At 52.0% G+C, this 12,403-nt stretch carries 13 protein-coding genes; 5 read left to right on the plus strand and 8 right to left on the minus strand.

Going from position 1 to position 12,403, the window contains the following annotated elements:
• The 7 genes from LBJ36_04970 to LBJ36_05000 all read right to left on the minus strand — a co-directional run.
• On the minus strand, positions 1-440 hold a 440-nt coding region (locus tag LBJ36_04970; protein MDR1378384.1), incomplete at its 3' end, for a GTP-binding protein.
• 67 nt (positions 441-507) lie between these two features.
• Positions 508-2,565 (minus strand): elongation factor G, encoded by a 2,058-nt coding sequence (fusA, locus tag LBJ36_04975; GenBank protein MDR1378385.1) that lies wholly within the window; start codon positions 2,563-2,565, stop codon positions 508-510.
• A 101-nt stretch (positions 2,566-2,666) separates the two neighbouring features.
• A complete protein-coding gene (gene rpsG / locus LBJ36_04980) occupies positions 2,667-3,137 on the minus strand; it encodes a 30S ribosomal protein S7 (protein ID MDR1378386.1) in 471 nt (156 codons plus the stop codon).
• A gap of 32 nt (positions 3,138-3,169) precedes the next feature.
• Positions 3,170-3,547: a 30S ribosomal protein S12 gene (gene rpsL / locus LBJ36_04985; protein ID MDR1378387.1), complete on the minus strand. Its 378-nt coding sequence runs from the start codon at positions 3,545-3,547 to the stop codon at positions 3,170-3,172.
• 55 nt (positions 3,548-3,602) lie between these two features.
• Positions 3,603-3,896, minus strand: a complete 294-nt coding sequence (locus tag LBJ36_04990; protein MDR1378388.1) for a 50S ribosomal protein L7ae — start codon at positions 3,894-3,896, stop codon at positions 3,603-3,605.
• Positions 3,897-3,955: 59 nt separating this feature from the next.
• On the minus strand, positions 3,956-5,056 hold the full coding sequence (locus tag LBJ36_04995; protein ID MDR1378389.1) for an ABC transporter ATP-binding protein: 1,101 nt from the start codon (positions 5,054-5,056) through the stop codon (positions 3,956-3,958).
• Between the two features lie 24 nt (positions 5,057-5,080).
• On the minus strand, positions 5,081-6,664 hold the full coding sequence (locus tag LBJ36_05000; protein MDR1378390.1) for a 2-isopropylmalate synthase: 1,584 nt from the start codon (positions 6,662-6,664) through the stop codon (positions 5,081-5,083).
• Between the two features lie 844 nt (positions 6,665-7,508).
• Between LBJ36_05000 and LBJ36_05005 the strand changes: the two genes are divergently transcribed.
• From LBJ36_05005 to LBJ36_05020, 4 genes are all read left to right on the plus strand, one after another.
• The gene (locus LBJ36_05005) at positions 7,509-8,357 is read left to right on the plus strand and encodes a bacteriohemerythrin (protein MDR1378391.1); all 849 of its coding nucleotides are present in this window, start codon (positions 7,509-7,511) and stop codon (positions 8,355-8,357) included.
• Positions 8,358-8,728: 371 nt separating this feature from the next.
• Positions 8,729-10,771 carry a hypothetical protein gene (locus LBJ36_05010; protein MDR1378392.1) on the plus strand — a complete coding sequence of 681 codons (2,043 nt, stop codon included), beginning with the start codon at positions 8,729-8,731 and terminating at the stop codon, positions 10,769-10,771.
• 46 nt (positions 10,772-10,817) lie between these two features.
• Positions 10,818-11,186: a diacylglycerol kinase gene (locus tag LBJ36_05015; GenBank protein MDR1378393.1), complete on the plus strand. Its 369-nt coding sequence runs from the start codon at positions 10,818-10,820 to the stop codon at positions 11,184-11,186.
• A gap of 54 nt (positions 11,187-11,240) precedes the next feature.
• Positions 11,241-11,972 (plus strand): hypothetical protein, encoded by a 732-nt coding sequence (locus LBJ36_05020; GenBank protein ID MDR1378394.1) that lies wholly within the window; start codon positions 11,241-11,243, stop codon positions 11,970-11,972.
• A gap of 86 nt (positions 11,973-12,058) precedes the next feature.
• Here the strand turns inward: LBJ36_05020 and LBJ36_05025 are convergent, their stop codons facing one another.
• Positions 12,059-12,220 (minus strand): hypothetical protein, encoded by a 162-nt coding sequence (locus tag LBJ36_05025; GenBank protein MDR1378395.1) that lies wholly within the window; start codon positions 12,218-12,220, stop codon positions 12,059-12,061.
• Between LBJ36_05025 and LBJ36_05030 the strand changes: the two genes are divergently transcribed.
• The coding region (locus LBJ36_05030) for a homocysteine S-methyltransferase family protein (protein ID MDR1378396.1) at positions 12,220-12,403 on the plus strand (184 nt) is incomplete at its 3' end. The two genes, LBJ36_05025 and LBJ36_05030, sit on opposite strands and share 1 nt — an antisense overlap.

The following is a 12,403-nucleotide window of genomic DNA, read 5'->3' on the forward strand; positions in this document are numbered from 1 at the left end:
AGAAGTTCGGGGTCGTCCACCTGGTCCGTCTTGTTCATGAACACCACCAGAGCGGGAACGTTGACCTGGCGGGCCAGCAACACGTGCTCGCGGGTCTGGGGCATGGGGCCGTCAGCCGCACTTACCACCAGGATCGCACCGTCCATTTGAGCCGCGCCCGTGATCATGTTCTTGATGTAGTCTGCGTGGCCGGGGCAATCAATATGGGCGTAATGACGCTTATCCGTCTGGTACTCCACGTGGGCGATGTTGATCGTGATCCCACGCTCACGCTCCTCCGGGGCCTTGTCGATCATATCGTAAGCCGTAAAATCCGCCAGCTTCTGCGTCGCGAGGCATTTCGTAATCGCCGCCGTCAACGTAGTTTTGCCGTGGTCGATATGCCCGATCGTGCCGATATTTAAATGCGGCTTGTTACGATCAAATTTTTCCTTCGCCATAACTTAATTTCCCTCCTGATAAATTTTTAGGGTTCGTCGTAGCTCGCCCTCTCAAGTTTTTTTATTTTTACTTTTTTAAGACTTTTTCCGCCACATCGGCGGGCGTCGGCTCGTAGTGGTCGAACTGCATCGTGTAGGTCGCCCGGCCCGACGTCTTGCTTCTGAGGTCGGTGGCATAGCCGAACATGCTGGCTAGTGGCACGAAAGCCCTGACGATACGGGCGTTCGATCGCATATCCATCCCCTCGATACGACCTCTTCGAGAAGAAAGGTCGCCAATGACGTCTCCCACATAGTCTTCAGGCGTTACGACCTCTACGGACATGATAGGCTCCATCAAAATCGGAGACGCTCTTCTCATCGCTTCCTTGAAACCTATGGAAGCCGCGATTTTAAACGCCATTTCCGAACTATCCACATCGTGATAACTGCCGTCTACCAGCGATACCCGAATGCCGATAACCGGATACCCTCCCAGGATCCCGCTCTGGATGGCCTCATCGAGGCCCTTTTGGGCTGCCACGATGTACTCTTTGGGGACGACTCCGCCCACGATCTTATCCTCGAACTCGTAGCCCTTACCCTCCGGCAGCGGTTCGATGTTGAAAACCACGTGCCCGTACTGGCCGCGGCCGCCCGACTGGCGAATGTACTTACCCTCCGCCGAGGATGCCTTCTGAATCGCCTCGCGGTAGGCAACCTGAGGCCGACCAACTTTCACATCCACCCCGAACTCTCTCTTGAGCCGGTCCACGATAATCTCCAAGTGCAGCTCGCCCATGCCCGAAATGATCGTCTGACCACTTTCCTCATCCGTGCGGACACGGAAAGTCGGGTCCTCGTCGGCCAGGGCAACCAGACCTTTTGATAGCTTCATTTTGTCTCCCTGAGTGGCGGGCTCCACGGAAAGAGAGATGACGGACTCCGGAAACTCCACGCTTTCGAGAACAATGGAGTTGCTTTCGAGGCAAAGGGTATCCCCCGTCTTGGTGTTTTTCAAGCTCGGCACCGCCACGATCATCCCCGCCTCCATGACTTCGATATCCTCGCGCTTGTTGGAGTGCATTCGCATGATGCGGCCGACGCGTTCTCTCTGACTGGAACTGGCGTTGTAGACCGTACTGCCTTTTTCCAAAGTGCCGGAGTAGACGCGCAAGAAGATCAGCTTACCCAGGAAGGAATCCACTGCCACCTTGAAGGCCAGGGCCGTGAAAGGTTCCTTGGGATCGCCGTGACGTTCTACAACCGCCTCCGGGTCGTCGGGGCGAACCCCCTTGATGGCGGGCAGATCCACCGGAGAGGGCAGGAAATCCACCACTGCGTCGAGAAGCAGCTCTACTCCCTTGTTTTTGAAGGCGGAGCCGCAGAGGACCGGCACCAACTTGAGCGCGATCGTCGCCTCCCGAAGAACCCTGCGGATCAAGTCGCCTCCGATTTCCTTGCCTTCGAGGTAGAGAGTCATGATATCATCGCTGAAATCCGAAACGCCTTCTACAAGGATGTCCCGCGCCGCTTTGGCCGCGTCACCCATTTTTGCGGGAATCGGCGCTATGATGGGCGACTGTCCCAACTCGCCGCTAAACATCACGGCCTTTTGATCGATCAGGTCCACTACTCCCGCAAAATCTTCCTCCGCGCCGATCGGAATTTGAATGGGTACAGCGTTGGCTCCCAGCCTTTCCTTCATCGCCCCCACGACCGCCTCGAAATCCGCGCCAATGCGGTCCATTTTGTTGATGAACGCGATACGCGGAACGTGGTACTTGTCCGCTTGACGCCAAACGGTCTCTGACTGGGGTTCTACTCCTCCTACGGCGCAGAAGACGGAAACAGCCCCGTCCAATACGCGGAGAGAACGTTCTACCTCCACTGTAAAGTCCACGTGGCCGGGCGTATCAATTAAATTAATCGTATGATCCTTCCAAACGCACGTCGTAGCGGCGGAGGTGATCGTGATACCCCGCTCTTTCTCCTGTTCCATCCAGTCCATCGTGGCTGCGCCCTCGTGGACCTCGCCGACTTTGTAATTACGCCCCGTATAATAGAGAATACGCTCGCTGGTCGTCGTCTTACCGGCGTCGATATGAGCCGCTATGCCTATGTTTCTCAGTTTCGTGATTTCCAAAAAAAAAGCACCCACCCAATCAGAATACGTATTTCAAACTTTTCCGACAAAAACCCGTTCGGCGCTCCAGGTATGAGGTATACTGAGGTATACTTACGGGTTTACCAGCGATAATGCGCGAACGCTCGGTTGGCCTCCGCCATCTTGTGTGTGTCCTCGCGTTTTTTAATGGAGCTGCCCTCGTTCTTGTAGGCATCCATTAATTCGCGCATCAGACGTTCTGACATAGGCATCCCCTTTTTGGAGCGGGCGTAAGACAAAATCCAACGGATGGAAAGAAGCTGTCCCCTCTCCGGCGTGACTTCCACCGGCACTTGATATGTAGCTCCCCCTACGCGGCGCGGACGAACCTCAATCTGGGGCGCGACGTTGCCCATAGCTTTTTCAAACACTTCAAAGGGTTCCGCGCTTAGTTTTTCCGCGGCTTTATCCAAGGCATCGTAGAGGATTTTCTCGGCAATGCTCTTTTTGCCGCCTTTCATCAGGCTCGCGATAAACTTCGCCACCGCGGGATTTCCAAACCGCGTATCCGGTATGACATCTCGCTTTCTCACATGACCTTTACGAGGCATGATAACTTCCTCCTTAAATCGGCTTTTCTAAATCAGCTTTTTTTGGGTTTACGCGCGCCGTACTTCGAGCGGCTGCGTTTCCTGTTCTCCACTCCGCCGCAGTCGAATGTGCCACGAACGATGTGGTAACGCACGCCGGGAAGGTCCTTCACGCGTCCCCCGCGGACAAGAACCACGGAGTGCTCTTGCAAGTTATGCCCAATCCCCGGAATATAAGACGTGACCTCGATTCCGTTGGTCAGGCGCACACGGGCTACTTTTCTTAAAGCCGAGTTGGGCTTTTTGGGCGTTACGGTGTAGACCCTCGTGCACACCCCTCTTCTCGCAGGGTTTCCCTGCAATGCCGGAGAGTCGCTTTTAGCTCGCTTCTCCGCGCGTCCTTGACGAACAAGCTGATTGATTGTCGGCACAAAATCTCCTCCTTAAATAAAATAAATAAAATAAATAAAAAATAAAATAAATTTTCTATAGAATCAGCGGTTTCGTATTGCCTAATTTTTCCCCAAATTTTCCCATTTTTAACAACCCTGCCACGGCGGCCGGCCTATCGATGGCGCAAGCGCGGCCCAGCTTCAGCTTGAAATCGACGTTTTCCGTCTCTATACCCAATCTCTTGGCATCTTCCGCCAATCCCGCCAAAACTTTGGTGTCACCGTCTAGGGCAATAAAAATCTTTCTCAAACATCCCTTGCTCATCGCCCGGCGGACTTCTCGCTCACCCACAACTCTTTCCGAAACGGCAAGTTCACTTAAAGGCATAACAATACCCCCTGTGTACAAGACACAAAAGAAATATTATCAAAGTATATCCTTATTTGTCAAGTTGAAATAGAGCTCGTTTTTAGCACTTTCGCTAGTTGGGGGTAAAAAGTCAGGGAAACGGGTTCTCCTTCCCTCCATATTTTCTTCATGTCGGGGTTGTCGATTTGCACCAACACGTCGCCCCGGTCGCTGGCTACCCAGGACTCCACACTATGTCCCAGGTAGACATTGGCCCTAATGACACCATCCTCTATCCCCTCACCGGGCGCGCCCAGAGAAAGCGACTCCGGGCGGCACATCACTAGGGCCTCATCTCCGTTTTTCAGCCCTTTTGACCACCTGGGCACGTCGAAACGCCGAATTCCGACCACCACATCGCAGAGAAGTTGGGAGGTAGACCGCACCGTGCAGGGAAAGAAGGCCACCTTGCCCACAAATCCCGCCACGAAGGTGTCCACAGGGTCTCGGTAAATTTCGCTGGGTGTCCCCACCTGAACGATCCTTCCCTTGTTCATGACGATGACGCGGTCCGACAGGCTCATGGCCTCGACCCGGTCGTGGGTGACGTAGATAGCGGTGATCGACAGCGACCTTTGCAACCCGCGAATCTCCACGCGCATTTGTTCTCTCAGCAATACGTCGAGGTTCGACAGAGGCTCGTCCAACAGCAGCACCGAGGGCTCTATGATCAGGGCGCGGGCTAAAGCGACTCGTTGCTGCTGGCCTCCAGAAAGCCGCGATGGGAGGCGTTTATCCAGACCCGCGAGGTCGACCATCTCCAGAAAGCGCGTGACCTTTTTTTTGATGAGCATCCGGGGAACTTTACGCAATTCCAGCCCGTAGGCCACGTTATCGAAGACATTCATGTGGGGAAAGAGCCCGTAACTCTGGAATACCATTGCCGTGTCGCGCTTGTTCGGTGGAACGCGAGTGACGTCCGCTTTTCCGATGTAGACGCGTCCCGACGTAGGGAACTCGAAACCCGACAGCATTCTCAGCACGGTGGTTTTGCCGCAGCCCGAAGGTCCCAGCAGCGTCACCAGCTCTCCCGGCGCAATCTCGAAGGACGCGCCGTCAACAGCTAGCGTTTGTTGTCCCGACTGCGGATCTTTGAATATTTTCGTGACGTTTTCTAAGCGCACAGATTGGGACCCCATTGACACCTACCTCTTTATTCGTATTTATTCGTAATGATCTTTACGTTTCTCAGCGAGCTTGACGCCCTTGGCCGAGGCCAGTATGTGGAGGCGATTAACGCCGTTGACGAAGGCTTTCACAGCGGACTCGATGACGTCCGTGCTAACGCCCCGCCCTGGAGCAGAGACCTCCCCGGACCGCAATACCACTGACGTTTCCCCCAAGGAATCCGAGCGGTCGCTGGTCGCCTTGATGTTGAAACTGAGCAGTTCGGCCTCCAAGTCGATAGCTCGCCGGATCGCGCGATAAGCGGCGTCGATGGGGCCATTGCCGGTCGCGGCGTCGCTGATGTCGCCCTTTCCGTTGCTCAATGTGATGACGGCCAGGGCCGGGCCGTCGCCGGTTTTCGTGGAACAATGTTTGAGATTATACAGATTTTCGACAGAGGTCAACAAAATCTCATCGGTGATCAGGGCGGCGAGGTCGTCATCGGAGACACTTTTTTTACTATCGCAGAGTTTTTTGAAAAGCACAAACGCTTTTTCGAGCTGTTCGGGCTTCAGAGCGTAGCCGAGTTGCTCGATATGATGGTAAAAGGCATGGCGGCCGGAGTGTTTGCCCAACACCAATTCGGTTCCCGATACGCCCACGTCCTCAGGCTTCATGATCTCGTATGTGAGGGGGTTTGCCATGACGCCATGCTGATGGATACCCGCCTGGTGGGCAAAGGCATTAGCGCCGACGATGGCTTTATTGGGGGGAACATGTATTCCCGAAAGGCGAGAGACCAGAGCGCTGGTCGCGTGAAGTTTCGTGGTGTTCAACCCCACGGTAGGGCCATATTGGTCGGAACGCGTTTTCAACACCATGACGATTTCCTCAAGGGAGGCGTTTCCGGCCCGTTCTCCCAGCCCATTGATCGTGCACTCGATCTGGCGAGCTCCCGCGCGGACCGCCGCCAGGGAATTGGCCACGGCAAGCCCAAGGTCATTGTGGCAGTGGACGGAATAGATCACGTTTTCTGAAGCGCCAACGCCTTCGATGACTGCTCGGCAGAATTGATAGAACTCCTCAGGTGTCGCGTAGCCGACGGTGTCGGGAATGTTGAGGGTGGTGGCTCCGGCGGCTAAGGCCGTCTTGAATGCCTTGATCAAGAAAGGCATCTCCGACCGACTGGCGTCTTCGGCGGAAAATTCCACGTCCTCGACCAGTTCTCGGGCCAGGGAAACGCTGAACTGGATCTCTTTCAAAACCTCTTCGGGTGTCATTCGGAGTTTATGCTTCATATGGATGGGGCTTGTGGCGAGGAAGATGTGGATGCGGTGTCGTGGAGCGCCTTTCACGGCGTTGTGGCACGCGCGGATGTCTTCTTCTTTCGTGCGGGCAAGTCCGGCAATGATAGGTCCCGGAACCTCCCGCGCGATGGACTCCACGCAGGCGAAGTCTCCCGGTGAGGCCGCGGGGAAGCCCGCCTCGATAACGTCGACCCCCAATCTAGCCAATTGGCGGGCGATTTGCAGTTTTTCGGCCACGTTCAGATTTCCCCCTGCCGCTTGCTCCCCATCGCGCAGTGTGGTGTCAAAAATACGAATTTTCTCCTGTGTTCCAACCATTTGTGTGCCAATCATTACGATCAGAGCCCCTTTTTTAAATAAAATTTAAATAAAATTTAAATAAAATTAAGAGGAACCCGAATATCTCGGATTCCTCGTTTTTCGTTGTGTCTTCCGCTTTGCGACTTTGTTGAACGTCAAAAAAGCGCCGATCCAAAGAAAAGGGAATCCGCGTGTGCACAAAGTCCGAGGAGGAGAAGATCAAAATTTGACATATTGACGCTTCTATTGCTATTCCATTGCTTTGCCACGCTCATCTCTTCCGATCCTTTCATGTCCGATCCTTTCATGGTTTTCGTCGCTTCATTATTACGTTAAACGAGAAACTTGTAATATTCTAAGAGGAAGTGGGAAACCTGTCAAGGTATAACGCGGATTTAAAACAGGACAAACGCGTCAGGGTTTTTAAGAGATCTTGCAAATATAGTTTTTGCTTATTTTAGCTAAACGCTTACAGATAAGGGATGAAATTAGTCATAGCAACAATTTATAATCTAACGCATTTGCCCTGCGCGGATTCAAATCCCCTATTGATAAACGCCCAATCCTATGCTATAAAATTTCACCAAGAGAGAGTTATAGATGATTCCGTGTATGTGAAATATTTTTTGAGGTCTATCAGAAATAAGTTTTTAAGTTTTATGCAAACAAGATATGGCTTATCAACGCGAGATGCGGGGCAGAACACGACCGGGATATTAATGCGGCTGTAAATATTCTCAGAGTGGGGGCATCCACTCTGAGGAGAAGACGTAAGACCGGTTTCAGTAGGCTGTCTTTGTCGATCTTAGAATCCCATGACTTTAGTCGTGGGAGTATGTCAAGAGTGGGTTTGATTCCGCTCAGAGGAGGTTTTTTCATGTGGAAAGAAACGTATCGTCTGGGTGTAGAAACAATCGATAAGCAGCACCAGCAGCTTTTTAGTATGGTGGACGACCTGGTTGCGGTGATTGACGACAGCGAACACGTAGATTACAAAAAAAAGTGTGCCGACGTCGTCAATTTTTTGTACGACTACACGGTGCGACACTTCCAGTTCGAGGAAGAATACCAAGCCTCAATTGGCTACAAGGACATTGACGCGCACAAGTTGCAACACAAGAGATTTATCGTGACAGTCCAGAATTTCGCGAAAAGAATGTACTACTCGCAATACGACATGCAGGTTGTGAAGGCCTTCTGCGGGTCGTTGGTTGCGTGGCTGAACTACCACGTGGCCGACACCGATCAGAAAATTGTGGGCAAAAACCTCTCGAAGGATCAAGAATCCTTGGTCACCTGTCTGGGAAGTTTTTCCTCCGGCACGTTCAACGTGGTTGAGACCATGCTGAACCTGAACGCGAAGGAGATCGACAAGACGATGTCCCCGAAAAGGAGTTTCAAGGGAGACATTTCTTTTGAAGTAGGGTTTGTAGGAAATATTGTGGGTAAGGCCGTTTTTGTTTATTCCAACGACTTCGCGCGCTCGATGGTCCAGTCGCTCCTGGCGAAAGACATGCAGACGATCGATGAAATTGCCCGTTCCGCGATGGCGGAAATGTCGAACATCATCGGCGGAAAAGCCGCCGCCATGATGTCGGGCAATGGAAAGCCGTGCGATATTACGGCTCCCGTCGTACTCCCCGCTCAACGGGAAGTATGGGAAATCGAGGGCTTCTATATCCACACTCCAAAAGGAGAAATGCAGGTCCTGCTCAACGTCGAGTGAGAAGCTTGGGTGTAGTGAATAAAGTAAAAGATCTAAAGTGGGTGTAGTGAATAAAGTAAAAGACCTAAAGTTAGAATAGTGAAAAACGGTTTTTTCGGGTATTTAAAATACTTACGATTTACCCGTTATTTTGTTAAAACGCTATACTCGCTGCTCCTTCCGGAGGTGTTTCAGGATTTGCTCTTGTTCCTTTTGTTTGGAGCGGGTATTAATTATGACCGATGCTTCGTGGAATATTTCTTTGAGCTTTTTTGAGCTTTGCGAGATTTAGCTTTTTCTTTGGCTTTATAGTCAAAGCAATACTATGCGAGATGTATCTATATATTATTATAAGTGGGTTTTAATACGCTGAAAGGATCGGTTATGAAAAGATGGCAAGAACGACAAAGGCGATAGGCGGATCTAAATTTCCCCTAGCGATTCTTTTGCTTTGGGTGTTTTGCTGGGGCGTTTTTCACTTGGGGTCTGCCTGGGCGTTACCCTATTATCAGTTGCGGGACGTGAGCGGAGAACGCGACGGACATACCATCGCCGGTTCTCAGTGGTTCGCCACGGTTCTCGAAAACCGTTGGATCAATAGCGTCTGGAGCGCCGACTGGGATACCCACGGAGGCGAAGCGCCGGGTGTGCCGGTCGTAACGTCGGCGGACCTGATTCACGATTTTAGCAGCGTTTACCTGGAGGATCCTCTGCACGACACGACTCTGGGAGACGACGTCAGCTTCGACCCCATTCAGTCGATGTTCCTCGTCCTCAAAGAGGGGCAAGGGGAGCTGAAATTGAATTTTGGAAATAATTATGTCTACCATGGCCCTTATTCCCCGACGGGATCCCAGGACGTCATGGAGGACGTGCTATTGAGCGTCCCGGACTACAACACCAGGGTGGTTCCCGGAAGTCCAGAGTTGGTGAACAGTGGCGACTGGCTTCTCACGACTATGTCCTTTCAGGCGGACTTACCCGAGAGCTATGGCAGTTCCCTCGGTTACCTGACCTTCAGACAGTCCGCCAGCTTCGACTCAAACTTCACGGGCTATCGAGAGTCGATCAAAATCCCACTGGTGGTGGCGAACGTCTCCAACGGCTCAGCAGCAGAGCCAGGCAATGAGTTGTACTTCGACATGACGCTATTCTCCAGCAACGATGTACTGACTCGCCATAAATTCCGCTGGGGAGCCGATGAAAACGGGGAGCGCAACCTGGGAACTTTTTTCATGATACAGTCGAAGGACGTGGAACCTCTCCGTTACGAATTGGTGACGCGGATCACCAACCGGACGGGAACGCGCTATCGGAACCAGCGTTACGATACGCTGAACTCTATTTATCGGGATATTCCCCCTCTTCATTGGGCCTATGACCTAACTCCTGACCTTTACGGCTCTCTCCCGCCCGCCTTCCAGCTCGACCCTCAAAGTCAAATCGCGCCGGGGCTGACAACAGTATTCAGCAGTTCCATGGATATGGTCTACGGCTCCAGTGAATCCTTCCGGCTTTATCCCTACAGAGACCCTGCCGCGCCACGGGACTTGCGCCTCCTTTATCGTAAGGTGGGAGGGATGGTTCCCTATGGGGCGCCGATTTCACCGATCTCCGGTGACGTGCGCTGGTCGGTGACAGGCTTCGAGATGACATTTGCCGACGTGGCGCGAAACGAGGAAAACACCAAAGAGGAAATCGCCCAACACGCAGGGGGTACACCCACGATGCCGGCCACGGGTTATATCCTTTCTAATGCTGCGGTCACGAATCGCTACTTCAAAGCCGACGCGTTCAATTCTCTTATGATTTCCGCCGATGTTCCCAGCGTGACGGGATCGGACGACATAGCCTTATTGCCCGTCCAGATTCGTCTGCGGATCTCGCGGCGAGAATTGCCCATCGTCGACAGGTGGGAGGAATTGTCCAACGCAGACAGCGTGATCAACGCCTTCGCCAACATCTGCGCGGTGTGGGTGCGCTCACCTAACGCAGCGGAGCAAGACATGAACCTCTTCACCACCTTGAATAACCGGGGCTATAGCGTTGAAAGTTGCGTCCAAGCCTTCACCCACGAAGATTTTCTGTACTTGGACTTCATCGTTCTCATCGCCGACGCTGTCAGCCAGAACATAGGCAAGACAGCCTTCTGTCAAGTCGTGAAGGACGACGGCGTCCCTTACATTCTGATAGGGGATGGCAAGGTAGACGAGAGGTGGACTCTGGGGTTCTACGTGGACCGGACTGGAAGTGGTTCGATACTCGACTCGTCGACAACCCCCGATGAATCTTACGCGCCTTTCTCCAGCGAAGGCGGCTGTAACCAAGGAATAGGACTTGCTATCAGCTTCGCTGCTATGTGTTCCGCTACCATACGCTTTGTTCCGGTGTTTGTAGTGTTTATTCTGAAAAAGCTGCAGAGAAAGAATAGGTAAGAAACAGGTGATGGCCTTTTTTCTCAAAAAAACAGACGGAACTCCCATGAAGCGATATAATCCCTTAATGCGCCTTTGTCGTAGCACAGGTTATTCTTTAAGTGGCTTTCTCTGTGCCCTCAAGGAAGAACAGGCCTTCCAACTCGAAGCCCTAGTGTTGGCTGTTCTTTTGGGAGTACTGCTGTGGGCGAGGCTGTCCTTTTTGATGTCCACCACGCTCCTAGCTGGATGGCTGGTTGTCATGGCTTTCGAGTTGGTCAACAGCGCCGTGGAAAGGGCCTTTGATCTCATCGACAAAGAGCGCAATCCCCAAATCAAAGCGGGTAAAGATATGCTTTCCGCCGCCGTTTTCTTGTTAATAATGTTCAATCTCTTCTTGTGGGGAATGCTTTTGTGTGATTCTTTTGTAGTATAGTATATTACACTATGGCCTATAAGGACGAGCAGGGGATGATGGGGGGATGATGGATTGAATATCGTATTTCAATATATGACTTACCTGAAAGATTTGCCTTATTATCCTTACAGCGTCATCGGGGCGGCATTTTTGGTCTTAGTTTTGCTGCCTTTGATCCTCCTGATGTTTATGCGAAAACATTCCTCTTTCTCTTCTAACTCTTCTAAAAAACGTAGCCCTGGACGTGGCAGGACGATGGGAAATCCCGTTCGGGGAATGCCCATTGATGGCTTGTCTTTTCAGGGTGAAGTCGATATGGAGCTAATCAGAAAGATACAGAACTCCTCCGCGGACAAAACAACCGTTCTTCCAGTTACTCCAGTACCCTCGAAACCTCCCGTCGATCCGGCGGCAATCGAGGCCGCGGTAAAGGCATGTCAAGAGAAATTTCAAGAAACTTACATCGATATGTACCTGGGCTTGGGATTGATGTCCGATTTTGAACAGTTGCGGGCGGAGGTAGGCCGGCGTGTCGCGGACGGCAAGGAGACCTACCACGCGATTTCTGAACTCAAGATGACGCCAGAGGGCGTCATCTTGATGCAAATGGTTAGTGTCGCGGGTAATATTTTACAGAGCGGGGAACACCATATCGGCAAAGGTCTTTTGGGAATTTATGGACAGGAGTTGTTCAGCATCTATCGTTACGCTTTGATGACCATGCAAGAAAAAAACCTTGCCAGCCGCGCCGAGACTCAGAGTAAGCTGGATTTCATGGAACAGAAAATTCGAGAATTGGGCTAAATGTGATCCTCAAAAAAGTTGACGGAAAATAAAGTTGATGGAAGATGAGAATCGAGGACCGCCCACAACGAAAGGGCGGCCTTTTTTTAAAGCGGGTAAACGTTCAGGTTCAGATTCAGGTTCAGATTCAAGTTCAGATTCAGGTTCAGATTCAGGTTCAGATTCAAGTTCAGATTCAAGTTCAGATTCAAGTTCAGATTCAAGTTCAGATTCAGGTTCAGATTCAAGTGAAGAAGGCGGGGTTTCAATGCAGGAAACGAAAAACGCAGGGCGTAAGACGCCGAAGGCGCGGCTTCAAATGGAACGGCTTCAAAAGGGCGAATCTCTGCTCTTTCTCGATGGAGGGATGGGCACGCTGTTGGCCGAGCGAGGTTGGGCTCCCCCCATGCTTCCAGAGGAGATGAACATGGAGCGACCGGAAGTGGTGCGCG

The sequence above is a fragment of the Synergistaceae bacterium genome (assembly GCA_031267575.1).
Lineage (GTDB): Bacteria > Synergistota > Synergistia > Synergistales > Aminobacteriaceae > JAIRYN01.